Source organism: Fictibacillus iocasae, assembly GCF_042665465.1.
GTDB classification, from domain to species: Bacteria; Bacillota; Bacilli; order Bacillales; family Fictibacillaceae; genus Fictibacillus; species Fictibacillus iocasae.
Genome location: NZ_JBHTCP010000002.1, coordinates 187,529 through 213,783, shown reverse-complemented (window position 1 = coordinate 213,783; position 26,255 = coordinate 187,529). Strand labels below are relative to the sequence as shown.

30 protein-coding genes are annotated in these 26,255 nt (G+C 44.0%); 11 read left to right on the top strand and 19 right to left on the bottom strand.

Going from position 1 to position 26,255, the window contains the following annotated elements; genetic code table 11:
• Positions 1–182 precede the first annotated feature (182 nt).
• The 5 genes from ACFQPF_RS00975 to ACFQPF_RS00955 form a co-directional block, all read right to left on the bottom strand.
• Positions 183–1,553 (bottom strand): PepSY-associated TM helix domain-containing protein, encoded by a 1,371-nt coding sequence (locus ACFQPF_RS00975; protein ID WP_379745151.1) that lies wholly within the window; start codon positions 1,551–1,553, stop codon positions 183–185.
• A gap of 127 nt (positions 1,554–1,680) precedes the next feature.
• Positions 1,681–1,923, bottom strand: coding sequence for a hypothetical protein (locus ACFQPF_RS00970; protein ID WP_379745148.1), 243 nt, complete (start codon positions 1,921–1,923; stop codon positions 1,681–1,683).
• 107 nt (positions 1,924–2,030) lie between these two features.
• On the bottom strand, positions 2,031–2,660 hold the full coding sequence (locus ACFQPF_RS00965) for a response regulator (protein WP_379745145.1): 630 nt from the start codon (positions 2,658–2,660) through the stop codon (positions 2,031–2,033).
• Positions 2,660–3,484, bottom strand: coding sequence for a sensor histidine kinase (locus ACFQPF_RS00960; RefSeq protein ID WP_379745142.1), 825 nt, complete (start codon positions 3,482–3,484; stop codon positions 2,660–2,662). Before ACFQPF_RS00960 ends, ACFQPF_RS00965 begins: the two co-directional genes overlap by 1 nt.
• Positions 3,485–3,714: 230 nt before the next feature.
• Positions 3,715–4,428: a gamma-glutamyl-gamma-aminobutyrate hydrolase family protein gene (locus tag ACFQPF_RS00955; protein ID WP_379745139.1), complete on the bottom strand. Its 714-nt coding sequence runs from the start codon at positions 4,426–4,428 to the stop codon at positions 3,715–3,717.
• A gap of 171 nt (positions 4,429–4,599) precedes the next feature.
• Between ACFQPF_RS00955 and ACFQPF_RS00950 the strand changes: the two genes are divergently transcribed.
• The gene (locus ACFQPF_RS00950) at positions 4,600–4,926 is read left to right on the top strand and encodes a hypothetical protein (protein ID WP_379745136.1); all 327 of its coding nucleotides are present in this window, start codon (positions 4,600–4,602) and stop codon (positions 4,924–4,926) included.
• Between the two features lie 123 nt (positions 4,927–5,049).
• Here ACFQPF_RS00950 and ACFQPF_RS00945 read toward each other — a convergent pair whose 3' ends face one another.
• Positions 5,050–5,910, bottom strand: a complete 861-nt coding sequence (locus tag ACFQPF_RS00945; RefSeq protein ID WP_379745133.1) for a dimethylarginine dimethylaminohydrolase family protein — start codon at positions 5,908–5,910, stop codon at positions 5,050–5,052.
• Between the two features lie 165 nt (positions 5,911–6,075).
• Between ACFQPF_RS00945 and ACFQPF_RS00940 the strand changes: the two genes are divergently transcribed.
• Positions 6,076–6,639, top strand: coding sequence for a maltose acetyltransferase domain-containing protein (locus tag ACFQPF_RS00940; protein ID WP_379745130.1), 564 nt, complete (start codon positions 6,076–6,078; stop codon positions 6,637–6,639).
• Positions 6,640–6,727: 88 nt separating this feature from the next.
• Positions 6,728–6,940 carry a hypothetical protein gene (locus tag ACFQPF_RS00935; RefSeq protein WP_379745127.1) on the top strand — a complete coding sequence of 71 codons (213 nt, stop codon included), beginning with the start codon at positions 6,728–6,730 and terminating at the stop codon, positions 6,938–6,940.
• Positions 6,941–6,985: 45 nt separating this feature from the next.
• Here the strand turns inward: ACFQPF_RS00935 and ACFQPF_RS00930 are convergent, their stop codons facing one another.
• On the bottom strand, positions 6,986–7,720 hold the full coding sequence (locus ACFQPF_RS00930; protein WP_379745124.1) for a YqcI/YcgG family protein: 735 nt from the start codon (positions 7,718–7,720) through the stop codon (positions 6,986–6,988).
• Positions 7,721–8,028: 308 nt separating this feature from the next.
• On the opposite strand from ACFQPF_RS00930, the gene ACFQPF_RS00925 reads away from it, so the two are divergent.
• Genes ACFQPF_RS00925 through ACFQPF_RS00915 form a run of 3 tightly spaced genes read left to right on the top strand, consistent with a single transcriptional unit; the run spans position 8,029 to position 11,806 of the window.
• Positions 8,029–9,510: a spore germination protein gene (locus ACFQPF_RS00925; protein WP_379745121.1), complete on the top strand. Its 1,482-nt coding sequence runs from the start codon at positions 8,029–8,031 to the stop codon at positions 9,508–9,510.
• Positions 9,507–10,697, top strand: a complete 1,191-nt coding sequence (locus ACFQPF_RS00920) for a Ger(x)C family spore germination protein (protein WP_379745118.1) — start codon at positions 9,507–9,509, stop codon at positions 10,695–10,697. Before ACFQPF_RS00925 ends, ACFQPF_RS00920 begins: the two co-directional genes overlap by 4 nt.
• 14 nt (positions 10,698–10,711) lie before the next feature.
• Complete coding sequence (locus ACFQPF_RS00915) at positions 10,712–11,806, top strand: GerAB/ArcD/ProY family transporter (protein WP_379745115.1); 1,095 nt, start codon at positions 10,712–10,714, stop codon at positions 11,804–11,806.
• Here the strand turns inward: ACFQPF_RS00915 and ACFQPF_RS00910 are convergent.
• The 3 genes from ACFQPF_RS00910 to ACFQPF_RS00900 form a co-directional block, all read right to left on the bottom strand.
• Positions 11,803–12,021 (bottom strand): hypothetical protein, encoded by a 219-nt coding sequence (locus ACFQPF_RS00910; protein WP_379745112.1) that lies wholly within the window; start codon positions 12,019–12,021, stop codon positions 11,803–11,805. The genes ACFQPF_RS00915 and ACFQPF_RS00910 overlap by 4 nt on opposite strands.
• Before the next feature lie 85 nt (positions 12,022–12,106).
• Positions 12,107–12,397, bottom strand: a complete 291-nt coding sequence (locus tag ACFQPF_RS00905; RefSeq protein ID WP_379745109.1) for a DUF3817 domain-containing protein — start codon at positions 12,395–12,397, stop codon at positions 12,107–12,109.
• Between the two features lie 88 nt (positions 12,398–12,485).
• A complete protein-coding gene (locus tag ACFQPF_RS00900) occupies positions 12,486–12,746 on the bottom strand; it encodes a hypothetical protein (protein WP_379745106.1) in 261 nt (86 codons plus the stop codon).
• A 98-nt stretch (positions 12,747–12,844) separates the two neighbouring features.
• On the opposite strand from ACFQPF_RS00900, the gene ACFQPF_RS00895 reads away from it, so the two are divergent.
• Entirely contained in the window at positions 12,845–13,027 is a 183-nt protein-coding gene (locus ACFQPF_RS00895) for a hypothetical protein (protein ID WP_379745103.1), read from the top strand.
• 16 nt (positions 13,028–13,043) lie between these two features.
• Here the strand turns inward: ACFQPF_RS00895 and ACFQPF_RS00890 are convergent, their stop codons facing one another.
• Together ACFQPF_RS00890 and ACFQPF_RS00885 are read right to left on the bottom strand one after the other, a co-directional pair.
• Entirely contained in the window at positions 13,044–13,205 is a 162-nt protein-coding gene (locus ACFQPF_RS00890; protein ID WP_379745100.1) for a DUF4025 domain-containing protein, read from the bottom strand.
• Positions 13,206–13,366: 161 nt separating this feature from the next.
• The gene (locus tag ACFQPF_RS00885) at positions 13,367–14,275 is read right to left on the bottom strand and encodes a manganese catalase family protein (protein ID WP_379745097.1); all 909 of its coding nucleotides are present in this window, start codon (positions 14,273–14,275) and stop codon (positions 13,367–13,369) included.
• A gap of 249 nt (positions 14,276–14,524) precedes the next feature.
• Between ACFQPF_RS00885 and ACFQPF_RS00880 the strand changes: the two genes are divergently transcribed.
• From ACFQPF_RS00880 to ACFQPF_RS00870, 3 genes are read left to right on the top strand one after another with little or no spacing between them, the layout of a single operon-like run.
• Positions 14,525–14,914: a GntR family transcriptional regulator gene (locus ACFQPF_RS00880; protein ID WP_379745094.1), complete on the top strand. Its 390-nt coding sequence runs from the start codon at positions 14,525–14,527 to the stop codon at positions 14,912–14,914.
• Positions 14,907–15,806 carry an ABC transporter ATP-binding protein gene (locus ACFQPF_RS00875; protein ID WP_379745494.1) on the top strand — a complete coding sequence of 300 codons (900 nt, stop codon included), beginning with the start codon at positions 14,907–14,909 and terminating at the stop codon, positions 15,804–15,806. The genes ACFQPF_RS00880 and ACFQPF_RS00875 overlap by 8 nt, the downstream gene beginning before the upstream one ends.
• The gene (locus ACFQPF_RS00870) at positions 15,781–17,754 is read left to right on the top strand and encodes a DUF6449 domain-containing protein (RefSeq protein WP_379745091.1); all 1,974 of its coding nucleotides are present in this window, start codon (positions 15,781–15,783) and stop codon (positions 17,752–17,754) included. The genes ACFQPF_RS00875 and ACFQPF_RS00870 overlap by 26 nt, the downstream gene beginning before the upstream one ends.
• Before the next feature lie 32 nt (positions 17,755–17,786).
• Here ACFQPF_RS00870 and msrA read toward each other — a convergent pair whose 3' ends face one another.
• The 7 genes from msrA to gltP form a co-directional block, all read right to left on the bottom strand.
• A complete protein-coding gene (gene msrA / locus ACFQPF_RS00865) occupies positions 17,787–18,314 on the bottom strand; it encodes a peptide-methionine (S)-S-oxide reductase MsrA (protein WP_379745087.1) in 528 nt (175 codons plus the stop codon).
• Positions 18,315–18,386: 72 nt separating this feature from the next.
• Entirely contained in the window at positions 18,387–18,782 is a 396-nt protein-coding gene (locus ACFQPF_RS00860) for a hypothetical protein (RefSeq protein ID WP_379745084.1), read from the bottom strand.
• Positions 18,783–18,900: 118 nt separating this feature from the next.
• Positions 18,901–19,434, bottom strand: a complete 534-nt coding sequence (locus ACFQPF_RS00855) for a type 1 glutamine amidotransferase domain-containing protein (RefSeq protein WP_379745081.1) — start codon at positions 19,432–19,434, stop codon at positions 18,901–18,903.
• A gap of 413 nt (positions 19,435–19,847) precedes the next feature.
• A complete protein-coding gene (locus ACFQPF_RS00850; protein WP_379745078.1) occupies positions 19,848–20,513 on the bottom strand; it encodes a type 1 glutamine amidotransferase domain-containing protein in 666 nt (221 codons plus the stop codon).
• Positions 20,514–20,611: 98 nt separating this feature from the next.
• The gene (locus tag ACFQPF_RS00845; RefSeq protein ID WP_379745491.1) at positions 20,612–21,442 is read right to left on the bottom strand and encodes an aldo/keto reductase; all 831 of its coding nucleotides are present in this window, start codon (positions 21,440–21,442) and stop codon (positions 20,612–20,614) included.
• 144 nt (positions 21,443–21,586) lie between these two features.
• On the bottom strand, positions 21,587–22,795 hold the full coding sequence (locus ACFQPF_RS00840) for a M20 family metallopeptidase (RefSeq protein ID WP_379745075.1): 1,209 nt from the start codon (positions 22,793–22,795) through the stop codon (positions 21,587–21,589).
• A 189-nt stretch (positions 22,796–22,984) separates the two neighbouring features.
• On the bottom strand, positions 22,985–24,247 hold the full coding sequence (gltP, locus tag ACFQPF_RS00835; RefSeq protein WP_379745072.1) for a glutamate/aspartate:proton symporter GltP: 1,263 nt from the start codon (positions 24,245–24,247) through the stop codon (positions 22,985–22,987).
• A gap of 157 nt (positions 24,248–24,404) precedes the next feature.
• Here gltP and ACFQPF_RS00830 point away from each other — a divergent pair, with 157 nt between their 5' ends.
• Complete coding sequence (locus tag ACFQPF_RS00830) at positions 24,405–26,228, top strand: APC family permease (protein ID WP_379745069.1); 1,824 nt, start codon at positions 24,405–24,407, stop codon at positions 26,226–26,228.
• Positions 26,229–26,255: the final 27 nt, after the last annotated feature.

Sequence of the window (26,255 nt, the reverse complement as noted above, 5' to 3'; positions counted from 1 at the left end):
GGTCGGAATCTGGAAGGATCTCAGCGCTTTCTTCCTCCACCGAAAGCAGGATAAACCTTGTTCCATATAATTGCTCTTCTAATTTCGAGTGAACTCACATACATTCCCGCACTTTATTTCCTTAAACTCTATGTGTGTCAAGAAATAAAGCCGCACCCTTTTCAAAGGAACGGCTTTTCGCTCTAATATAACCACGCTTTAAGAGGTTTGATTTTCCGAAGGACAAAACGGTCCAGCACGTAAACCAGCACAAACGATATTCCTGCCAGCGGCATGATCAGTCCGGTTATCACAATCACAACAACAAGAAATGGCTTCACTTTCCCGTTTCTCGCCGGCGCACCGAGTTTATTCTTTGGCTTTCGTTTGCGCCACATGATAAGGGAGCTGATGACGATGCCGACTAAACCGAGAGCTGCTACTGTTCCAAGAAGCTGATTGGCAAGTCCGAAGTATCTTCCCTCATGCAGAGCAATTCCGATTGAGATGGCTTTTGCCATCCAGCCATAGTCGCTGAACCTGACATCCTCTACCACTTTTCCGTTATATTGGTCAAAATAGACGGTCGCCTCGTTTTCAGGCTTGTCTCTTGAAGAGGCAACGGTATACACACCATTATCTCCCTCAGGCAATGATAAGGTGTAAGGCTTCTCCACTTTTTCTTTTGCAGCGAGCGCTGTGATTTGATCAACATTCAACGAATTCGTACCGCTTTCAGAAGCAGGAATTGGAACATTTTCAGCCGCCCAAGGAACATCCTGGGCCACTTCCTTCGTTGGTGTATCCGATTCTGGAGGCATGAACGCATACACAGGATAGCCTGTATTCGTAGACGTTGCAATGCGGTTAATGCCTTCTCCCATCACACCTGACCACGGAAGGCCTGTTATGATAAGAATCATGATTAACAAGGAAAGCCAAAAAGCAGGAACCGCATGCATATCGCGCCAGAATGTGCGGCCGCTGTGTCTGAATCGCGGAAGAATCGTTCCCCAAATGGATTTTCTATTTCTTGGCCACCAGATGTATAGACCTGTCGCGAGCAGGATAACCGTCCAGCATGCGGCCAGCTCGACAAACCGGTTGATGAATGTGCCCCCTATAATCCATTCGCTATGCAGCCGAGCGGCTACGTTTGTGAAATGATTTTCATCAAGTATCATTCCGGTAATTTTTGCGTTGTACGGGTTTACATATACTCGAGTCACAACATCATTTTCACTTACTTTGATTTGAGTCGCCACATCCTTTTCTTTGGGTACCCGAATGGAGCTCATTTCAGCCTTAGGATACGCTGCGGTTACTGCTTCGACTTGCTGTGACAGCGGCAAGGCTTCTCCTTGCTTTTGAACGATGAGCTCGTCTTTATACAGCATTGTTTCTATTTCACTTTGATACAAATAAAGCGCACCGCTTATTGAGAGCACGATCAAAAACGGAGCGAAAAGAATTCCCGCATAAAAATGCCACCGCCAAAATGTTTGATAAAGGCCTGCGGAATGTTTGGATTCTTTTTCATCCTTCGTCATATCCAGGTTACGAGCAGCTTCCATCGTTAACTCTCCTCTAACGTTTGTATAAGGAAAGTTTAATCGTATTTCCTGTGCTGCGCATCACCCTGCAGAGTGATTTTGGAACAAAAAAACAGCAGTGAGTCATTCTGCCGTTTTTTGTTACCTGTTAATTTCCACCACCGGCGCAGTCGCCTCCACCGCTACTGCCGCCATCAAAAAATCCTCCGCCATTATGGCAATCATGATGATTATACGAATGATCATAATCTGTTTGATCGTTTGAAAAAAAGAAAGGACTGTTCCTCGCTGAATGTCTTTTCACATTACCGTTTCCTTTATAAGAAGACTTTAAAGCTGCTGCAAAAATGATAGCGATAAAAAAGGTGAAAAAAATGAAAATTTGCTCCATTGCCATCCCTCCTTTTCTTTAGTATACGAGAAAAGAAGACTTACGGATTCAACTTTTTTACATAATCAACCAATTTTTATTATAAGATCCGGAAAACTCCCTTACCGTTAAACTAATCCCTTGCTGTACGCATAGCTTGTAAGCTGCACGCGATTAGCAAGCTGCAGCTTGCTGAGAATGTTTTTGAGATGGCTTTTCACCGTATGCTCTGAAATAAACAGAGTTTTGGAAATATCCTTGTTAGACAGACCTTTCGCGACAAGCTGCAGCACCTCTTGCTCCCTAGAAGAAAGAGGCGTTTCTTGTGTGTCCTTCCATTTAAACTCCTGTAGAATGCGAAATGCCATTTCTTTAGACATCGGAATTTCATCCACAGCAAAAGCCCGCAGGCCGTTTACCCAGTCTTCTGTATGAAGATTTTTCAGCAAATACCCTTGCGCACCGCGCTTTAATGCCTCAAACCAATCCATTACGTCATCAGAAACAGTCATCATGACAACCTTTACACCCGGAAAGCGCTCTTTAATCGTTTTGGTTGCTTCAAAACCGTTCATTTCAGGCATTGATATATCCATTAAGATGAGGTCAGGATGCAGCTGTTTTGTTAAATTCACAGCTTCTTTTCCATTGCATGCTTCGCCGATCACCGTAAAATCAGGGCAATCTTCAAGCAGCTCCATCACCCCCGCCCGAGCAAGAGCATGGTCATCCGCTATAATTAGTCGAATGGGCTGCATTAGAAAATTCCTCCTTTTTGTATCACAAGCTTTGTACCTGTTGGCTTCTTGAATAGTTCAAACGACCACCCCATGGAGGCTGCACGGTCTTTCACAATCTTCAAGCCATAGCCGCCATTGTGTTCATTGCCGCATAATCCTTTTCCATTGTCCGAAACCGAGCAGATCCATCCTTTATCATTCCGTGATGCGTTGACCCATGCCTCGTTTGTTTCAGCATGTTTAATCACATTTACCAATGCTTCTTTCACACAGGCGAACAGCTCTATTTTATCTTTTGGACCGAGATCGTGTTCGGTCAAGTTCCATTCACGATGGATCGTCACCTGATGGTCGCGCTCAAGCTCGTTAAGGAATACATCCATGTTTTCTGTCCATAATTTAGGGGCGCATTCCTCTGGCTGCCTTAAGCTTTGAATCGCTTGTCGTGTATCTTCGTGTACATGCTGCAGAGTCTGCTTCAGGTTAGAAAACATTTCCTCTTCCAATAAGTTATGTTTATTGCCAAGTTTGTTCAATTTTACAGATAAGAAGAATAATGACTGTGCGATGCCGTCATGCAATTCTTTAGCAACTTTCTCTCTCTCTTCCAGTACAGCTTTTTCCTCTCGCTCTCTTTGAAGCTCACTTTGTGTTTTCTCCAGCAAGCTAAAAAGCTTGTTCAAAAAGTAAAGTGTCACTATAAAAACGAGAGCCCCAGAAACATAGTTTCCAATCGTCATGGACAAATACGGTTCAAGAACCGTATGTCTTACATATTCCCAAAGACCTACCGAAAATGCCGGCAGCAGCAGGATAAGCCACTTAATTTGCCGATACGTCAACGCTATCACTCCGTTTCCTATGTTCATTACTTATACTAACGCAAACAAAGTCCAAACGGATGTGACTAATTTAACAACTTTTTGGAATTTTAGAGGTTAGAGGGGTCCGGTACACAATCCAAAAATTCTTTATTCCGTTAAGTTACAATAAGTTGGTGTACCGGACCCCAGAATATAGCACAAAAAAAACACACCTTGGAAAAGGTGTGTTCAGATTCGCTTAAAATGGCTTAAGGTTTTGTGGCTTCTTGCACAAACGCTTTGAATAGTTTGTGCATGTCTTCGTTTTCATGAGCCATCTCTTCTGGATGCCACTGTACCGCAAGCATCATCGGATTCCGGCTCTTACCTTCTATCGCTTCAATGACTCCATCAGGGGCTTTGGCTGACACCTTTAACTCATCCGCCAGTCGCCCTACCGCTTGATGATGAAAGCTGTTTACTTGCAGCTCATCTTGGCCTGTAATTTCGTGAAGCAGGCTTTCCTTTTCTACCTTGACATGGTGAGTGACCTCACCTCTTGCAGCCTCTTGGTAGTGCTTGATGCTTTTTTCTAGCTGACTATGAACGTCTTGGATCAGCTTTCCACCAAGTGCCACATTCAGACTCGCGATACCGCGGCATATTGCAAAGATGGGTTTCTTCTGTTCTCTCGTGTACTTTACGAGCGCAATTTCAAAATCATCTCGTTTGCTGTTGACCTTCCCAACATCAGGATGAGGCGTCTCATCATAGCTTACGGGATTGAGATCTTCTCCTCCGCTTAACAGGATACCATCACAAAACTCAGCAGACTTCTTGGCCGTCTCTCGATTTCCAATCGGAAGAACGAACGGAATCCCTCCCGCTGTTATAACGGAATCCACATATTTTTGATGAACACTTACACTGTCTAGACCATTGTGTTTCTGTGTTGAACTTGTAATGCCAATAATCGGTTTCATGCATTCTCTCCATTCTTTGGTGCTGTCAGGCATTCTAGTATGTATTCCCGTCACCCTAAATAATATGCTCTGCAAAAAATGGAAAAAGAATACGCAGTTAAAGGAGATATTCAAAACCTTCACGAAATCTACTCTAAAATAATGAGAATGTTAACAAAGGAGCTGTCGGTAGTGAAACATGCAAGATTTTGGCTTACCATAATGGTGGAATTATTTTTCGTTTTTATTTTGAGCTACACCTATCAATACTTTTGGATCGATGCCTTGTTTACAATCGGAGTTCTCACCTTTTCTGTGCTGCTGCTGTTTTTGTTAAACATTAAAACCAAAACCGGCCAATATACGGCTTATCAAAGAGCAGGAAATGGATATGAAGCGCCTGTTGAGAACAGATGGCCAATCGTTAACCCCATTATTTTAGCAGCAGCTTGCTTCGGCCTTCTCTCTTTACTGGTTTCTGGTATATATTATCTGGGGTATCTGGGGTCCGGTACTTAAAACAGCTAATCGATATATCTTCAGGCGTTTAAACGTTTGAGTACCGGACCCCCACCATTATCCAAACGCTGTTAAAAATAAAAAGAGCGTGCCGTTTAATTGAATTTAAACGGCATGCTCTTTTTACGCTTCGTCTCTTAAGATTGGCAATGTACAGCAGCGGAATGATCCACCTGACTTAATGATTTCGGAAATATCTACTTCGATAACCTCGTACCCACGCTTTCTTAGCTCACTGTTCACATTTTTGTTCACTGGCAGGCTGAATACCTTTTTATCACCGATTGATAAAACGTTCGTTCCGAGCGTAAACTGCTCTTCTTCCGTTACTTCGATACAGTCGAATCGAGAAGTGAACATCTTATATTCTTTTCGCTCTAATGCTCCAGGAAAAATGAGCGCTTCAGATGGGGAAAGAATGTTGAACACGCAATCGAGATGAAGGTATTTTTCAGTAAAGGGAACGGGTATGACCTCATAATCAGGCAGAACGGTCTGCAGGTTATCAATCGCTTCCTTGGTCGTTCGGTTGCTGATGCCAACATAGATGGTTCGTCCATCAATGATGACATCTCCACCTTCGATCGGCTGACCCTTTAAGTCATAGAGCTTGACCTGCTGCTTTTCAAGCCAGCTCTTAAACACCTGTTCCTCTCCGCGTCGGATCTCGCTCTCCATCTCAGAGATAAAAATCGTGCTGCCGAGTGTGAATCCGATATCTCTCGTAAACACCTGCTCAGGAAAGTTTCGGACGGCAGGCAGGCTGATGACTTCTACACCGTGTTCTTCCATCTTCTGTACAAACTGCTGATGCTGGGCAATGGCCACATCTCGGTTAATGTTTTCTTCAATAAAGTGCTTTTGTGTTTCGTTGATCACTTCATGTATCTTCATGAATAAAGGCGGACATACAATCACACTTTTTAGTGGATCGTATTCGTTGTGTACTGTCATTGTTTTCCCTCGTTTTAACAAAAGTGACATGGTCAGGCCTCCAAACGTTTTCTTATGGAACTGTTCCCTAATTCCCAATAAATTAACGTACGGCGGCATGTTATTATCACCATTCTCTCCCACATTCCTCACCTTCATTCTTTAAATAATTTGGTTTATGCGTTACAATTCTTCAAAAAGAGCAGGCGGTGCAAGATGAAAACAGAAAAAGAAAAAATGATGGATGGGGAAATGTACCTCGCTTCAGACGAACTGCTGCTAAAAGAACGGGCAAACGCGAGAAGGCTGACCCGCCTTTTTAATGAAACAGCTGAGTCGGAGGAAAGTAGACGCACGTCACTTTTAACGGAGCTGTTCGGCTCTGTTGCTGGAAGCGTTTATATCGAGCCGACGTTTCGCTGTGATTATGGGTACAACATTCACCTTGGACAGAATTTCTACGCTAACTTTGATTGTGTAATGCTGGATGTTTGCAGGATTACCTTCGGAGATAATGTCCTGTTGGCACCAGGCGTTCATATTTATACGGCTTCACACCCCACGAATCCCATTGAGCGGGCAGCCGGGCCAGAGTTTGGCAAACCAGTCACCGTTGGAAACAATGTTTGGATCGGCGGACGTGCTGTTATCAATCCTGGCGTGAACATTGGAGATAACGCCATCATCGCCTCAGGAGCTGTCGTCGTGAAGGATGTACCTGCCAATGCAGTGGTCGGGGGCAATCCGGCTAAAGTCATTAAGATGCTGGATGTGTCGTAACACCTATTTTCTGATACACAACTTTAACATTAATTTTAAAGAGAACGGGTAAGACTCTTTATATAAACTGTGGAGGTGATGTGATAACATGGCTGCTCATCTGTCTTGGAACCGAATGTGGCTGATTGGCGAGAAAAAAATCGCAGGAAGAGAGTTCGAATCGTTTGTCGGCGCTCTTTGCCATTGCGATCAAAATCAAGTTGTCGTCTGCCGAATTGAAGATGATTCCATTTGTGTCACAGAAAAGAATTACTTGCCCGAACTCTCCTCCATCGGGTATAAGCTTATGGCCAAGCAATAGGCAGCATAAGGAAAAACAGCCCTCTTCCCGGGCTGTTTTTTCACTTTAATCTTCTGATTTATGATGAAACGGGCATTTTCCCTGAATGGGTTCAATGTCATCGCCGATAAAATATTGCTTCCATTCGCGATGCTCAGGATCGCCATAATGGCTGATGTTAGGATGCTTCGGAAGATTATCCCACTTCTCTACTCGCTCGCGCACTTTCTCCCGGCTCATGATACCGCCCTTGGACGTTCCTTCAAGCCCTTCAAATATACGTCGCGGCTGAAACCCAAGCACCAGACTGTTTCCAAGGTCGCGCGTTTTGCGCTGCTTATATGCAGGTGTGTTGCCGAATACAAAAAAAGGCTCGCCAGCGAATGAAAACGCCCACAGGTGATGATCCGGATCTGTCGGGTAATCCTGCGGCCACGGCTTTTCATCCACCGTATGCAAGTACTGCAGCATGTTCCAAAAGTACTCCCGGTAGTAGGGGATGCCTTTTTCTTCGGTTTCCGGTTCTACGAAAACGAAGAGACCGTGCCGAATCAGCTTAGGAGCATCAAACAATAAGATAAACTCCTCTATCGCCTTTGGCAGGTTAGACCAATCCTCTTTTGTGACATACGCGTAGCGAAGCTCTCCCTTGTTTTCAGCGCTCATGCCGAAATAGCAGGGGAACGTTGGGTTCGTCACGACGCTGTTGAACGTCTTATATTCCTCTATCACCCACTCCGGAACCATTTCTGGATTCGTCATATCTTCCTTTGACAGCAAAAATTTGTTCAAGGTTTTCATGGCACCACTCCTAAACTTAATGATTATCAAACACTTCCCTTGCCAACTGGCTTGTAAACAGAAAACAGCTACATCCATTCATTTCATTTTAATGAACCCGATGTTGAAATCTTGATAATCCAAAATGAATGGTGTTTTTTAATCTCTATATTTTAGTATGTGACATGCGGATTTCATATGCATATAGGGTGCCTTCTTTTCCTTAATCTTAATGCTACATAATGCATTGCTGCCTTACGAGAAAGCCTTACTGTGAATATTCCCTGACATGCTTGGAAACCTAACAATATATGAGAGGGGGATGAGTTTTGAGCGTAAGCATAAGCGACCTGGATAAGCTGAAACATATCGACATTCCCGCTTCTTTAAAGGAATCAACCAGCCTAATCTTTAATACGCTAGGTGATAGTTCCGATATTGTCATAAGAAATATATCTATAACGGAAGATCATGCTAAGATCTCTGTCTGCATCATGCAGATTGAAGGATTAGCAGATGAACAGCGTGTTTCAGAATCAGTCATCGCACCTCTAACAGCTCTTCAGGCTGGCCAGTCCGGCAACAATTTATCTACCATCGTGCAGGCGTTAACCACCACTTCCCTATCGCATGCAAACACACTTAATGTGGCTCTGTCTGAACTTTTGTCAGGAAATACTCTTATCATACTGGATGACTGCAGCACGATATTGTCCGCCGGTACCCGAGGTCCCGAAACAAGAAGTATATCTGAGCCCACGACTCAAACCGTAATAAGAGGCCCTAAAGACGGATTCACCGAGAGTCTAAACACAAATATAGCCCTTGTGCGTGACAGAATGAAAACGCCGCAGCTTAGAGTCCGTTCAAAAAAGATTGGGTCCGTCACTCAGACAAACCTTGCTTATATGTATTTAGCTAACATGGTCGACCAAGCTGTATTACACGACCTGGAAGAAAAACTGAATCAGATTCACATTAATGGTATTTTAGAGTCCGCATATATCGAAGCACTAATAAAGGATAAAAACCCTACGGTCTTTCCATTAATGATGAATACAGAACGGCCGGATGTTGTTACAGCAAACTTGCTTGACGGTAAAGTAGCCATCCTTATTCAAGGAACGCCATATGTGCTGCTCATACCCTCGGTTTTTCTGCAATTTTTTCAATCACCTGAAGATTATTATCAGAATGCGTACATTGGCTCATTTCTACGATTGCTGCGTTTTGCAGCGTTTATTATGGCGCTTTATGCTCCTGCTGTGTATGTAGCGCTGATTTCTCATCATGAATCTCTCGTTCCTACCGTTTTACTTGTCAGTCTGGCGTCACAGCGTGAAGGAGTTCCGTTTCCAGTCATTGTAGAAGCGCTGCTGATGGAGTTAGCGTTCGAAATTTTGCGAGAGGCTGGAATTCGAATGCCGCGGGCTGTAGGAAGCGCCTTGTCGATCGTTGGTGCGTTAATTCTCGGACAAGCTGCTGTTCAAGCTGGCTTCGTTTCAGCCGCCATCGTAATTATTGTTTCACTAACAGCTATCGCCAGCTTTGCTATGCCACATTACAACATGGCGATTTCGGCGAGACTGCTGCGGTTTATTTTATTGCTGGCGGGATCTTATTTTGGTTTATACGGAATTATGCTGGCAACCATAATAATCGTTTTGCATATGTGCGGGCTTCATTCTTTTGGGGTTCCCTATTTCACCCCAATGAGCCCATTCCAATGGAAGAAACAAAAAGATGCATTCTTGCGTTTCTCTTTAATCGCCAATAACTCAAACAAAAATGAAGGAGGACCTGCAAAGTGAAAAAAACCATCATTAGCCTTTTGGTTGTCTTTTCACTGACAGGCTGCTCAGATTACAAAGAACTAACTAATCTTGGAATCGCAATTGGGTTTGGCGTGGATTATCTTGAAGCTGAACAAGAGTATGAACTTATCCTGCAGGTAGTCAATCCATCCGGGATGTCTCCAACAATGGGCGCATCAGGCTCTTCTCTCCCAGTGATTAGCATTGTGGGCCGAGGCCGTACGATTACTGAAGCTGCACGAAACATTTCTAAGAAGTTCTCACGTGAGATTACCTATTCTCAAATTGCGCTCTTAGTGATAGGTGAGAACTTGGCACGAAAACAAGGACTAAACTTTATCTTCGACGCACTTGAAAGAGATTCCAAAGTGAGGGTGAACATTCCTGTCGTTCTCGCACGCGACAGCTCTGTGTTTGATGTTATGAACACAATCCCTTCCATGGACAAGACGCCTGCTGTTTCCATTGCAAACAAGCTAGCCTCTACTTCCGGAATGCTAGGAGAGAACTCGAACATGCATATTTATGAAGTCATTGAAGCGCTCACAAGTAAAGGCAGAGAACCAGTATTGAATGGCGTGACAGTAAAAAAACGTTCTGGAACAGGTGCAACTGCTCAAAACAATGAAACCCTAAAGAATGATTACCAGTATTTGAACGGTATGGGCATCTTTAAAAAAGGCAAGCTGATTGGCTGGCTTGATAAGCAAGATGCCAGGAGCGTTCAGATTGTAAGGAATGAGCTAAAAGAGACAAACCTTAGCATCCCATGTTTAAACTCAACAGATGGTAATTACATTTCCGCTGTCATGACTCGATCACATGCTGACATCAAAGTCATAAATACTAATAGGCGGCCATTAATCACGATAAAGGTAAGCATGAAAGGGCGAATTGACGAGATGATGTGTAATCCTAATATCAAAAAGGGGACTGTCATTGAAAAAATTGAACGTTCCGCAGAAAAGCTGGTGATGAAAGAAATAAGGGGAGGAATTAAAAAAGCTCAGCAAAAGAAAACCGATGTTTACGGTTTCGGGGACACCCTCCACAGACAAAACCCCAAAGACTGGAAAAAGCTGAAAAACAACTGGAACGACGTGTTTGCAGCGGCAGATATCCATGTGAAGTCGGAAGTAAAATTCCGTAATACTGGAATGAGGATCGAGGCATATCCTTATTAGAAAGGAAACTTAACGTGATAAAAACAATAACTGGATTTCAGTTATACACAACGATGGTGATGTTTCTTCTTGGCAGTGCTATTCTCATCAATCCTGCTTCTGATGCAGGAAAAGATGCGTGGCTTTCTTTTTTAGCGGGAACGACAACGGGACTGCTCTTATTTCTACTGTATTCAAAACTTTTTGCCCGCTCTAGCAATATGCCCCTTACCTCGCTTTTTTCATTGTATTGGGGAAACGCACTTGGCAGCTTTCTTACGGTTATATATGTAGGTTATTTTGTCTATATGGCTGCAAGGGTTTTGAGAGATTTTGAAGAACTTCTTGTCATTTCCTCCTACCAGCAAACCTCGCTCCTGACGGTCGGATCGGCTATGATGATCGCCATCATTTATGCATTATATAAAGGCTTTCCGGTACTGGCACGTATGACAGAAGTCTTTATATTCTTTATAATATCAACCTTGATTCTGCTCACTTTTCTTCTATTTATAAACGGCCTGCCGAAGATGAGTAATTTTAGCCCTTTTCTTGAAAATGGCTTAATTCCTGTGTTTAAAGGTTTTTTTCCGCAAACATTAACCATACCTTTTGGAGAACTGATTGCGTTTACGATGCTGCTGCCGTATGTAAAAACCTCAGATAACATAGTAAAAAAGGGATTCTACGCCATTTTAAGCGGTGGTTTTATTTTAGCGGCTCTATCGTTTTTAAATACATTAGTATTAGGTGAAAGCATTGCTCATCGATCCGCTTTCCCTCTTTTAACAACGGTTGGCTATATTAACATTGCTGACTTCATTCAGCGTTTAGAATCGTTGCTGATTATTATTATCGTACTGCTTGGCTTTGTGAAAATTACCATCTTCATATTCTGCGCCGTCATCGGTATGAGAAGCCTATTTACTGCCTCTTCACAAAACAGCTTGATTTATCCGGTCTGCGTGACTGTGCTCTGGCTTTCCCTTTTGATTGCGGGCAATCATTCTGCACACATTGAAGAAGGATTAGAAGCTGCTCCATACTTTCTTCACCTGCCTTTTCAATTTGTCATACCACTTCTACTTCTTCTCACAATTTTGTTCAAACAAAAAAAAGCAGATCATTAATTTGGCTGCTTTTTCCCAAATGTTATGTGTAGTAAAAATGGAACGAACAATATAAAGAGTGAGACATAATCTTCAGCAACAGCTGTTTCAAGGATTTCCCTAAACCTTTCAGCAAAGTAAAGCAAACCCACGCCCATGACTATATCCATCACGATCGTCATGCCAAGGCCAGCTCCCGCTATGAATACAAATAGTAAAATTACCCTCAGCATCATCACCACCTTTTTCATTAGTGTCTAATATTAAGGCAGAAGTTATGTGAATTTTATTGTAAAAAAAAGAAACCAAAATTATGGTTTCTTAGTAAGATTTCAAAAACTTCGCATCAAAGAAAAAAGGGCCAAACGGGATGACCGATGCTGCCATCGCCAGGATGACGCGGAATACAGGCCATTTTTTCACGAGCCAAACATGCAGGATAGCAGCAATATACAAAACGAATAGCAGGCCGTGAAGTGCTCCGACTATCGAAACAGCCATCGGCATGTCTGCCAAGTATTTCAGGGGCATCGCGATGACAAGCAGGACGATGAACGACAAGCCTTCAAGGTTTCCGATAATACGCAACCGTCCAATTGGTGAATTTAACATAAAACATTCCCTCCAGTTTTCCATTACTCATTGTTATCTATTGTAAAGGAAACATAGACAAGATATTCTTTCTATATATGAACATTCGTTAAACTTTTTCGATAAACAGGGAATTCATCCACATGCCGGCTGCTAAATAAACGATCAATAGGAGAAGACCCAACCAGAACGGAATCGTTTTATTTGCTGCGTTTTCCATTTTTTGCGTCCAAATGGTAAGGATCGCAAACAGCAGGGAAAGAATGATATACTTCCATATTCTTTGATCCGTCAGCCTCTCAATGAACACAGAGCCGAGCAGCAATACGGCAAAACCAATCATAAAATGAATAACAAAACTTACCTTCATCCTGACATTTCCTTTCTTGATTGTAATGGATGTACACGTATGCATTCGCCACACGTTGTTACTACCCTTTAAAAATTCGGTGAAAGAGGAGGATTTCCTTGAAAGATTTTCACTGCTGTGCGACCTGTGTTCATTTTGCGTCTTTAAAGGCGAAGGACGGCATGCGTTATCATTGTGTCAGGCTGCAGTATGAGACGAAGCCTGAGTATACATTCAATTGCTGGGACCCGAAAGAAAACGTTAAACAGTTGATGAAAAAAAGCAATGAGAAGCGGAGCTGACATGCCCCGCTTCTCATTACTCTTCGTCGCTTCTTCTCTTGTTCTTTTCTTTCTGGTCAACTGCGCCGTCATTGAACATGTCATTGATCTGCTCGTGCGTCTTTTCTACTCCAGCATCGTTGTCCTTACGCTCCGGCTTGTAGTTCTTATCATCCACATCCTTATTTCTTTCGCTCATCTTCATCCCTCCTGTTGTTAGTTGTACATGTATCATGTTTACCACAACAGGATTCTTTTAAACAAAGACGAAACGCAAACCGGGGTCCGGTACTTTGTCCGCCTTACGCTGATTTCACAGCATTTGCGGACAAATGTACCGGACCCCTATCGACATATAAATTATTGCTGCGGATTGATGCCGGCGTTCTTCTGCAACCGTCTGCCGATTTCAAGGAAATCTTCCTGCGAGATGCCAGGCGCGAACTCTTCAGGCACCTCCGGAAGGTCAGGTATCGGGCCGCCTCTCGGAGTGCCCATGACGACTTCAAGATCGCCGCCATCCTCGGGATGCTTTCCATGCCATATCCATGCCATATCCTGATAATATTTGTCACTGAAGGTATAGAGCTTTCGGTTGATTCCTACCGCTTCAAACTTGCGTGTCGTCTCGAAAGCCGCATTGCTCAAATCCGGTACAGGGAGCATTTTTTTTACGTCGACCCCTGTAGCCATCTCAAGCGCTTTCGCGTATGCGAGAACATGAACGCCACCCCGGACAAGAAGGTAGCCAATCATCTCACGGGCAACAGGATTATCGGTCATCTCATACACTCTCATTTTATGTGTCCGGGCACCGCACTCTAGGAAAAAATTGTGAAGAAGGTCCAGCACAAGATTTCCGCTTGAAAACACATAATCTCCTGTCCAGTAACGGCCCATTGAATCAAACGGCAAACCTGTCTGTGCGGAGCTGATAAAGTGGTCAGTGTTTCTTTTATCTTTAGCAGGTCCCATCGGAGCACTGTTCACATCACCAGGCCGAGTTGTACCACGAATCATTAAATTTATCGTATTGGTAACCAGCTCCACATGGCCGATCTCTTCTGCTGTAATACTTGCTACTAGGTCATAAAAAGGCTTCAGCTTCTTCTTTTCTCGAAAGTTAAACGATTGATACAAATAATTATTCAACGTAGACATCTCGCCAAATTTGCCGCCAAGCAGATCTTGAACAGCAGCGGCGGCATTGGCATCCGGATTTTTGGGTGTCGGAAGCTCGATAAGCAGTTTATTGATTCGAGTAAACATGTTTTCTCCTCCTGTCACAGCTCTACTTTTAGTTGTATGTGCGGCGCAGGATGTACTATTCTCACTTTTCTTTCCTGGTTGATACATGGGGTCCGGTACTCTTTCCTAAGAGTTTTGTAACTACAACGATAATGTGAAAAAGTACCGGACCCCGAACTTTTTAAAAATAATCATACCAAAAGAAGGAGGCACATATTATAATAACTGTATTAAGTTTAATAATACAGTTCATACGGATTGGAGGGGCATATGTTTGATCTTGATGTAAGAAGCCGTAAGCCTATCTACGAACAGCTTGTTGATAAGATGAAGGAGCTGATCATTAACGATATTTTAAAGTCTGATGAACAGCTTCCTTCTGTCAGAACACTCGCTCAGCAGCTCACCATTAACCCGAACACGATTCAGCGGGCGTACCGAGAGCTCGAAACAGAAGGCTACATTTACTCAATAAAAGGGAAAGGCAGCTTCGTCAGCCCATCCTCCATAAGTCCAAACGAAGAAAAGCTCAAAAAGGTGCAAGGCGAGCTTGTAAGGCTGCTATCGGAGGCGATGTACTTGGGCATGTCGATGGAGCAGCTGCAAAAAATGCTTGAAGAGATAGAAGAAGCGGTTAAAGGGGGCAGCCATGATGATTGACATCATCAATTTAACGAAGCATTTTGATAATCAGCCAATTTTAAACGGCGTATCGCTTTCGGTCAAGAAAGGTTCAATATATGGACTTCTCGGCTCGAACGGTGCGGGGAAAACAACGCTGCTGAACATTGCTGCAGGCGTTTATCGTCAAGACAAAGGCAATGTTTTTATTAATGAAGAAACCGTATTTGAAAACCTGGATATAAAAGATAAAATGGTGTTCATTCCAGATGCTCTGTACTTCTTTCCGCAATATACGATTGAACAGAGTGCTGCTTTTTATCGAAATGTTTACTCTGGATGGAACGAGGAGCGATTTGAAGCGCTCCGTGAGGCGTTCGATATTGATACTTCCAAAAAGGTCCATAAACTCTCTAAAGGCATGCAGCGCCAGGTGTCATTTTGGCTTTCACTCTCTGCCATGCCAGACATCCTTATTTTAGATGAACCGTTTGACGGCCTTGATCCGGTCATGCGCAAGAAAATTAAAAACCTGCTTGTTCAGGATGTGGCCGAGCGCGGCATGACCATCATCATCTCTTCCCATAACCTTCGTGAGGTAGAAGATTTGTGTGATCATATCGGAATCCTTCATAAAGGAAGTCTGCTTCTTGAAAAAGACATCGATGACCTGAAATCGGATGTACATAAAGTCCAGCTTGCGTTCAAGAATAAGGTTCCATCCACATTATTTGATCACATTCAGCTGCTCTATAAGGAAGAGAGAGGCAGCGTCATGCTAGCGATCGTACGTGGCGATTATGAAGAAATCACGAGTATATTCCAGCAATATGATCCTGTCATCTATGACATCCTGCCGCTGACATTGGAAGAGATATTCATTTATGAAATGGGGGACAGAGGCTATGCGATCAAGAACATCCTTGTTTAATAAAGAGCTATTCGTCCAGACCTTCCGCACAGCCGGCTGGATCAGCATCGTCTATCTTGTCGCCCTTCTATTCGCCCTGCCGCTGCGCATCGCGACAGAGATGACAAATCACACGCGATTGGAAAACTATATACCATCCTATGAAACGCTTTTTCACTATCATTTTGAGATACAATTAGTGTTCATGTTCGGTACACCAATCCTGCTTGCACTCGTTTTGTTCCGCTATTTGCAAAGCAAGCAGGCCGCGGTATTCATTCACAGCCTGCCAATTAAAAGAACGAATCTGCTTCATCAATTTACAGCAGCTGGTTTACTGTTTATCCTGATGCCTGTCTTGATTACAGCTTTCATCTTGCTTCTCATGCACAGCTCGTCCAGTATAGAACCGCTCTATTCTTCTTCAGATGTCATGCTTTGGACAGGACAAACACTTTTGTTTACTTGTTTCACGTTTATTTTATGCATCTTTGTCGGCATGCTGACCGGGATGACCGCCGTGCAGGGTGTCATTACCCTAATCATGCTGCTGTTCCCTTACGGCATTAGTGTCCTTGTCATCGCTAACTTGTCTTTCTTTTTAAACGGATTCGCTGTCGAGTATTATAGCGATCAAAATCTAGAAAGCCTCTCTCCGTTTTTAATGGTTCCAGAACTTATGCAAGAGGGGTTAAAGACATCTTATTTCATCATCTATATCCTTATAGCAGCCGCTCTTTATGTAACCTCTATCTTGCTTTATAAGAAACGGAGAATCGAGTCTGTTTCGCAGGCCGTCAGTATTAGAGGGCTTCAGCCATTTTTCATATACGGCATCACGTTGTGCTTTATGCTGCTTGCCGGGGTTTATTATGGGCAAACCCAAAACAGCGCAGCCTGGATTTTCTTTGGATACACTGCCGGATCTTTAATCGGTTACCTCATCGCTGTCATGATCGTTGAAAAAACATGGCGAGTTGCCAGTCATTGGAGGGGATATGCTGTGTATGCAGCAGGTGCGGCGGCTATTCTTTTCTTATTGCAGCTGGATTTGACTGGTTATGAGAAAAATGTGCCGGAAGAGAAACGCGTTCAAAGTGTATACCTTTTAAACAGCTATTATGAGTATGCAGCTCCTGAAGAGGAGATTCTAACCACCAATAAACTCACATCAAAAGAAAATATTCGTTCTGTCCAGCGGCTCCATGAAAGCATCATCAGCCGCAATGACCGTTTGGCAGCAGCGGGACCAGGGGATTATCTGTTTATCGCTTATGAATTAACGAACGGAGAAAAACTGATTCGAGAATTTAAACTGCCATCTCGGGATGCATTTAAAGAAGAGCTTCGCCCGATCATCCAGTCAAAAGAATACAAAAAAGCAACCAACCCCGTTGCCGCCATGCAGGCCGAAGAAGTGGAAAAGATTAAAATCAGGGCAAATAACTTAGACGGGAAATCAGTAACCTTAACTGACCCAGGAGATATGGTTGCATTCACAAAGCTCGCACAGCAGGAATTGTTCAATGAGCGTTATGATGGAGCCAATGAGCATGCACCTACCTTCTCCACCGTTGAATTTTTACTGAACGATAACACTACTCATTTTATGGAGTTCAAGACTTCCTATAAAACGCTTGAAACATGGCTGTCTGAAAAAGGTGAAATGAAGAACGCACGCATCATGCCGGACGATCTATCATATGCCATCATTTATAAGCTTACCGATCCAACATCTGATCCTTATCATACGAAAGAATACAGCGCTGAGTATTTTGACAAGATGGTAGAGCAAGGCGAAGCTGTGAAGGTTACGGAAACACAAGAACTTGATCAACTGATCCGGCACTTCCATTCAGGTTCAAGCAAGGATTATATGGCTGCACTCTTCTTCAAAGATCGAAAACAACCGGAAATCGGCAACTTTCATGCCGACCTGTTGCCTGAAGTGACCAATAGATTAGAATAAGCAGAAAAGCCCGCATATTCCGCGGGCTTTTCTTATTTCCAATTTTCGCTTATGAAGCTGTCTCTGCCTGATTCAATACGTTCTTTTTTATACGCCTCAGGGTTCTTTTTGTAGAATCCTTGATGCTCTTCTTCTGCAACGTAAAACGCTTCTGCTGGAATAATTTCTGTAACAATTGGATTACTGAATCGGCCGCTCTCTGCCAGCTTTTGTTTTGACGCTTCAGCCAGCACTCTCTGCTGTTCGTTATGATAGAAAATGGCCGTCCTATATTGTGAGCCGCGGTCGATAAACTGTCCTCCATCATCTGTCGGATCAATTTGCGGCCAGTATAGCTCGAGCAGCTTTTCATATGGAAACTGTTCAGAATCGAACGTGATCTGTACGACTTCTCGGTGGCCGGTCGTACCTGTTTTAATTTGTTTATAACTTGGATTCTTTACGTCCCCGCCCATATAGCCTGAAAGGATGGAATGGATGCCCGGAAGCTCGTCAAACGGCTTCACCATGCACCAAAAGCAGCCTCCGGCAAAGGTAGCTAATTCTTTCTTTTCGCTCATCAGTACTCACTCCCTACATCTTCTACTAATGAACGTATCAGATTACACAGGAAAAAACAAAAAGACAGCTCATCATTCCCATTCCACTCCACCATCTTTTTTCACCCAAAAACGGACGATCTCCAGCTGATCTAACGCATCTTTTAAAGAGGATGCACGTTCCCGCAGAAAAGGAGTGTCAGGATTAGCGAGAACGAGCGTCCTGCCTGGTTCTTTATCATACTTCTTTAAAAGCCGCATGACCTGGCAGCTAAAATCTGCTTCTAGCTTTCTGCTGTACGCTGCCTCTTCATTGCCTTCTGCTTCAATGTAAAGAGTGTGATATTCGTTCGCGGCCATGACATCTGCTTCATTGCTTTTATTCAGCCTGTTCACATAGTATCGTTCTTTCTGCAAATAATTCGTTACAGCATCAACCACTTGATTTTTGCTCATCACATGTGTGCACGCATCATGTCTCGTTCCCAAAAAAGCCCCTCCTTTTCATACATCTTTTTACAATATTCGTGTTCTTTTCCTATCTAACAGGGGTTTCATACGAAAAACGCAAAAAGAGGCAGCATGGGCGCCTCTTTTTGCAGAAAAGTTATTGAACAGCTGAAGTTCTCTTTTCAAGAACGCCGAGTGACTCTTTTATAAATGCAGGGATATCTTCTGGCTGGCGGCTTGTTACAAGGTTTCCGCCGCACACGACAACTTCCTTGTCTTCGACTGTCGCTCCAGCATTTTTCAGATCCACATGAATGGACTTATAGCCGGTAACCTTTCTCCCTTTTAATGCCTCAGCTGTAATGAGCAGCTGTGGACCGTGGCAGATCGCAAATATTGGCTTACCAGCATCCGCAAATGCTTTGGTAAACTGAACGAATCGGTCATCGCCTCTCAGCAGATCAGGAGAAAATCCTCCTGGAATGAAGAGAGCGTCGAATTCTCCTGGTGAAACGTCGTCGATTCCATTATCCGCCGTCAGCACCTCTTCCTTCTGTTTGCCTTGCAGCGATTTCCCTTTCTCTGATCCAATCACGATAACCTCGTGACCTGCTTCTTTAAACGCTTTCGCCGGTTCTGTGTATTCCACATCCTCAAACATGCTGTCTAATACTGTTGCAATTTTCGTCATGCTCCACACTCCTTTATTAGTTTGCTCTACACCTTTTATACTTTGCCGCACAGCACGTGATTTAAACCTGTTTGCACATTTCTAGAATTTTACATAAAATAGAGTCACACGTGTATCAATGTGTAAATAAAGGAGTGATCGGATATGGCCAAAAGCCGTGCACGAAAACAAAGAGAAAAGAGTGTTCGTGAAGGAAAACGAGATCCTATTATTGGAAGAGGCTGCTTCACGAGTGCAGATTTGCGAACAAGAAGGACCAAAACCAAGCAAGAGCAGCTGCTGCAACTAAAGCATAAAGGACGATTCAACCACTTCAATGAAGATGGCCGATCGTCCTTTTATTGTTTTTCGCTTAATACTTGGCTGACGCCAAGCAAAAATGCTGCCAGTTGCAGCGGCAGCATTTTTCCCTATTATTCTGAAGCTTCCAGTACTTCGATCATTTTCTGTGCGGTGCTTAAGGATGACTGAGGGTTCTGTCCAGTGATAAGTGTCCCGTCTGCCACGGTGAAATCTTCCCACTTGCCGCCTCGTACATATTCAGCACCTAGCTCGCGAAGCTTCGTTTCGAGCAGGAATGGCACTTCTTCAGTGAGTTTCATTTCTTCTTCTTCCTCATTCGTGAACCCTGTCACTTTTTTTCCTTTCACGATCGGTTCGCCATCTTTCATGACAGCCGTCGTAAGCCCCGCAGGTCCATGGCACACTGAACCGATCACTTTATTGCTTTGAGCCATCTGGCTGACAACCTCTTTCAGCTCAGGGCTGTTGGGGAAATCAAACACCGTGCCATGTCCACCCGGCAGGTAAATGGCATCATATCCGAGAGCATCCGCTGAGTTGAGCGGCTTTGTATTTTTCAGGTTTGAGATTGCTTCTTTATATTCGCTTTCATTGATGCCCTCAAGCGAGTTTGGGTCGAGCGGGATATCACCGCCCTTGATGCTTTTTACAGTAATATCGTATTGCTGCTTTTTAAACTGGTTAAAAGGCACAGCGAACTCTTCAAGCCAAAGGCCCGTGTCGTTCCCTCCAATTTTTGAATGGTTCGTTACAACGATTAGAATGCGTTTGCTCATGCTTAGATCCACTTCCTTTCACAGAATTTTACTCTCTATCTATTCCCTGAACACACTCTAAAGTAAACGGATATTAGCATCCTTTTTTTACCACTTTATTAAAAATCAAAGTTCTCGGGGTCTGCTCCGTTTCTTTGATTGCGGTTCAACCCATCGATTGCCTGCATCTCTTCTGGAGAGAGCTTAAAATCAAAGATCTCAGCATTTTCACGAATCCGATTTTTGTTCACAGATTTAGGAATGGTGACGACACCGCATTGCAGGTTCCAGCGCAGCACAACTTGAGCGGCTGTTTTGCTATGTTGTTCCGCGATTTTAAGCAATACTGGCTCTTGCAAGATGTCTCCCTTTACAAGAGGGCGCCATGCTTCAAGCTGAATACCTTGTTCCGAACAATAGGCGAGCAGTTCCTTTTGGGTGAGATAAGGATGAAACTCGACTTGATTGATCATCGGTTTCACGTTAGCGCTGCTCATCAGATCTTCCAGCTGTGAAATGGTAAAGTTACTCACTCCGATCGCCTTCGCTTTTCCTTGCCGATAAATTTCCTCCAGTGCACGCCAGGACTCCTTGTATTTATTGGCAACAGGCCAATGAATCAAATAAAGGTCCACATAATTCAGCTGAAGCTTTTCAAGGCTTTCATTAAAAGCAGTAAGTGCAGATTCATAGCCTTGATCGGTGTTCCAAAGCTTTGTCGTCACAAATATCTCTTCACGCGGTATCCCGGATTCTCGAACTGCCTTGCCTACACCGTGCTCATTCTCATAAAGCTTGGCTGTGTCAATGCTTCTATAGCCAGCGTGAAGAGCGTGTTGTATAGCTCGCTCAACCTGCTCCCCTTCTTCAGCCTTATAGACACCAAGCCCAAGCCAAGGCATCTTTACACCATTATGCAGCACAGTCCGATCATGAATGCTCATCGCCATCATCTTCACCTCGTAAAAAAGTTATGGGGTACGGTACCATTCTCGCACAGGAAGCAGCAGTAAAGGAAGCAGCGGGAATCGTACCGGACCCCCAAGCTTGTGAAAAAACACCGGCTCATCCTTAGAGCCGGTGCTTCGAATTCCTTATACGGCTTTAATTTCGCTGGCCGCTTCGGCCGCTTCCTTCTTCAAATAAGAGAGAGCTGCCGTTCCAAGCACGTTCGCTGCAACAAGCAGTCCCCGTTCATCGATATCGAACTTCGGATGATGATGCGGGTACGTGACGTCCCATTTAGGGTTCTGTACGCCTGTAAAGAAAAAAGTCCCGGGTACGTTCTGCAGGTAGTAGGCAAAATCTTCTCCGCCCATCGAAGGTTCTATTTCATAGACATTCGCTACACCAGGAACGTGAGGAGCCAGCCCCGCTACGAACTCCGTGTCTTCTTGATGATTCACGACAGCCGGGTAGCCTCGGCTGTAATCAAATTCATAGCTCACATCGGCAGCAGCACATGTTCCGCCGATAATTCGTTCCATTTCTTTCTCAATAAGCGAGCGTGTTTCTTCTTTAAACGTTCTTACTGTTCCGACAAGCTCCGCTGTATCGGCAATGACGTTAAATGCGTTTTGGGCAACGAATGAGGCCACTGTCAATACAGCCGGATCAAGCGGGTTCGTGCGGCGGCTGACGACTTGCTGCAGGTTGCCGACAAGCTGTGCACCAACCACAACAGAATCCTTTGTACGGTGAGGCTGCGCTCCATGGCCGCCTTTTCCTTGTATTTTGATTTTAAATGAATCAGCCGCTGCCATAACTGGCCCTGAGCGGTAGCCGACATCTCCAAAAGGAAGGATCGTCCATAGGTGTGTGCCGTATATGACGTCCACACCGTCCAGGCAGCCGTCTTCAATCATGGCGATTGCTCCGCCTGGGGCAAGCTCTTCTGCATGCTGATGGATGAACACGATGTTTCCTTCTAATTCATCCTTCATTTCTGACAGTGCTTTGGCGAGTACGAGCAGTGTCGCGGTATGGCCATCATGGCCGCAGGCGTGCATCACACCCGGTACTTTAGAGGCATAAGGAACATCATTTTCTTCCTGAATCGGGAGGGCGTCAAAGTCTGCTCTCAGCGCGACCGTTCGTCCGGGCTTGCCTCCTTTTAGCGTGGCGACAACACCCCTTCCTCCTACGTTCGTTCGTACTTCTAGCCCGAGCTGCTCATGATAGGCAGCAATATAGTTTGGCGTCTGTACTTCTTGAAAAGACAGCTCCGGATATTGATGCAAATGGCGGCGAATCTCCACCATTTCAGCATAATAGCTTTCCAGTTTTTTATACAGATGTTCCAAAATTATCAGCCTCCTTTTACTGCTACTTCTCGATGAGTCTTCCTAATTCCTTTTGATAACTCGTTTTAAAAAAATCAGAAAATTTAAATTCTTAACATTTTACCTGTCTTAACCTCTAAATTCAAGTTTTTCATAAAAAAAAAAAAAAAAAAACCAGATCAAATGATGATGAACTGGTCTTTTTGCTCATTATGCTATTTTTTGTTCGTTCAAATATTGCGCGCCTTTTTGGTCATCATACTGTCTTTCCCATTTAGACATGACCACAGCAGCTAGCGAGTTACCCACAACGTTTACCGCTGTTCGAGCCATATCAAGGATTCGGTCGATACCTGCTATAAATGCAAGTCCTTCTAATGGAATTCCAACTGTTCCTAAGGTTGCAAGAAGGACGACAAACGAAACGCCGGGAACTCCTGCAATCCCTTTAGAAGTTACCATAAGAACAAGCATTAGTGAAATCTGCTCTGAAATGGAAAGGTCAATTCCATACATCTGTGCGATAAATATTGCCGCAGTTGCTTGGTATAGGGTAGATCCATCTAAGTTGAACGAGTAACCAGTCGGAATCACGAAAGACGTAATGGATTTTGGACATCCAAACTTCTCCATCTTTTCCATGATTCTAGGAAGGACGGTTTCAGAACTTGCTGTAGAGTATGCAAGAATCAATTCATCCTTCAACAGCTTGATCATGTTGAAAATATTAATCTTAAACATGAATGCAACAGCTCCAAGAATGACAAAAACGAAGAAGAACATCGAGCCGTATACGACAAGCACGAGCTTACTTAATGGGATAAGCGATTGTACGCCAAATTTTGATACCGTTACACCGATAAGGGCGAAAACTCCGAATGGAGCAAACTTCATTATTTGGTTCGTCACGTAAAACATAGCATCTGCTACGCCTTGAAAGAACGAAAGAACAGGCTTCCCTCTTTCACCGATCGCTGCTACACCAACTCCGAAAATGACGCTGAAGAAAATGATCGCTAGCATATTCCCTTCTGCGAGCGACTGAAACAGATTAGAAGGAATCATATTAATGAATGTGTCAGCAAAACCGTGGCTCTGCACTTCCTCAGTAGTTCCCATGTAACTGGAGATATCGCCTTTTGACAGAGCTGACATATTGATTCCGGCACCTGGTTTAAAAATATTGGCAACCGCTAGGCCTACAATGATAGCGATGGTGGTTATTATTTCAAAATAAAGGATTGTCTTTCCCCCGAGACGTCCAAGCTTCTTAATATCGCCTACACTTGCCACTCCGACGATCAAGCTTGAAACGACTATTGGGATGACAATCATCTTAATGAGCCTTATAAAGATATCGCCGATTGGCTGCAGATATGTCTGTACGGAAGGGTTTCCATAAAAAATGGCGCCTACCGCAATACCTAGTGCTAACCCGATCAGAATCTGCCATGCTAATCCAATTCTTTTCATGTTGTTGACTCCTTTCGACAAATTATGACACTAACACATGTTTACAAGTTTATTATTTTAAACTAAAATTGTCAATTCAACTGTTAAATAACAGCTTACACATAAAGTTCTGTATGATAAAATCGTCAAGTAATATTTTTCAGAAAGCTGGTGCACTATGTTTTCTACCATAAAACGAATATTGATCGGCCGACCGCTTAAATCTTCCGCACTTGGTGAACAAAAGTTAGCCAAGTTGAAAGCGCTTGCCATTTTGTCATCCGATGCCTTGTCATCCGTCGCGTATGGCACAGAGCAAATATTGCTCGTGCTTGCCGTTGTCGGGACAGTTGCTTATTGGTACTCGCTCCCGATCGCTGCAGGCGTGCTTTTCTTGCTCGCAGCACTTATTCTTTCTTACCGTCAAATCATCTACACGTATCCGCACGGTGGAGGAGCATACGTCGTATCTAGGGAAAATCTAGGAGTTACGCCTGGTTTGATCGCAGGCGGGTCTCTGCTCGTGGATTACATACTGACCGTGGCGGTGAGCGTGTCAGCCGGAGCTGACGCAATCACATCTGCATTCCCTGAATTTCACGATTACAATGTCGTCATCGCCTCTGTTCTGGTCATTTTTATTACGATCCTTAATCTAAGAGGTGTGACCGAATCCGCTTCTGTTCTTGCTTATCCTGTTTATTTATTCGTGTTCGCACTTGTTGCAATGATTGCAGTTGGAGGATACCGAATTGCCACCGGGCAGATTTCTCCTGATCTTCATGATCCTGTCGGCACAGCCGTACCTGGCATCACGCTGTTTCTCTTGCTGCGTGCGTTCGCTTCCGGCTGCTCGGCTTTGACAGGAGTTGAGGCGATTTCTAACGCAATACCAAACTTTAAAGATCCCGCACCTAAAAATGCGGCACGCACGCTTGTTTTAATGGGCATCATCCTTGCCGTGCTGTTTTCCGGCATCACTTATTTAGCATTTTACCTTGGCATATCGCCAAAGGCAGATGAAACCGTTGTGTCTCAAATCGCTTCTACCATTTTCGGAAGGGAAACGATGTATTATTTCATCCAAGCAACCACAGCACTGATTCTCGTTCTGGCGGCGAACACCGGATTTTCCGCCTTCCCTCTGCTCGCTTATAATCTAGCGAGCGACAAATATATGCCGAGAATGTTTCTGCAGCGCGGTGACCGTTTAGGCTATTCGAACGGGATCATCACGCTTGGTGTGTCTTCTATCGTACTGATTGTCGCTTTCAGTGGCATGACGGAGGAATTGATACCTCTGTATGCAGTCGGTGTGTTCATTCCGTTCACGCTGTCTCAGTCAGGCATGATCATAAAATGGCTGCGCGACAAACCTAAAGGGTGGCAGCTCAAGCTGTTAACCAACGCTGTAGGGGCGGTCATCACGTTCACGGTCCTGTCGATTTTGTTTGTGACCAAGTTTGCTCAAGTGTGGTCGGTTCTCATCTTCCTTCCAATCATTGTGTATATATTTATCCGGATCAACCGTCATTATCAGGATGTTGGGAGCCAGTTAAGACTGGATAACCAGACTCCTGCTCCTCACATAAAGGGCAACGTCATCATTGTGCCTGTGGCTGGAATAACGAAGGTCGTTGAAAATTCATTAACATATGCAAGATCAATTGGCGATCAAGTTATCGCTGTTTATGTTGCGTTCGACAGGGAAAGCGAACTGGAGATGGAGGAAAAGTGGCGAGCTCGCTACCCAGACATTCGCCTCGTGACGCTTATGTCCCATTACCGTAGCGTGACACAGCCGTTAACGAAGTTCATCGATATTGTGGCGGCTAAAGCAGAAGAAGATTCGTATGCGGTCACCGTGCTGATTCCGCAATTTATCACGAAAAAAAGCTGGCATAACATACTGCACAACCAATCCAGCTTATTGCTGAGAACGTATTTGCTTTATGTAAAAAATGTGATCGTGACGACCGTTCCATACCGGTTTAAAAAATGATAAAACGCGGTCTCCATTTAGGATGAC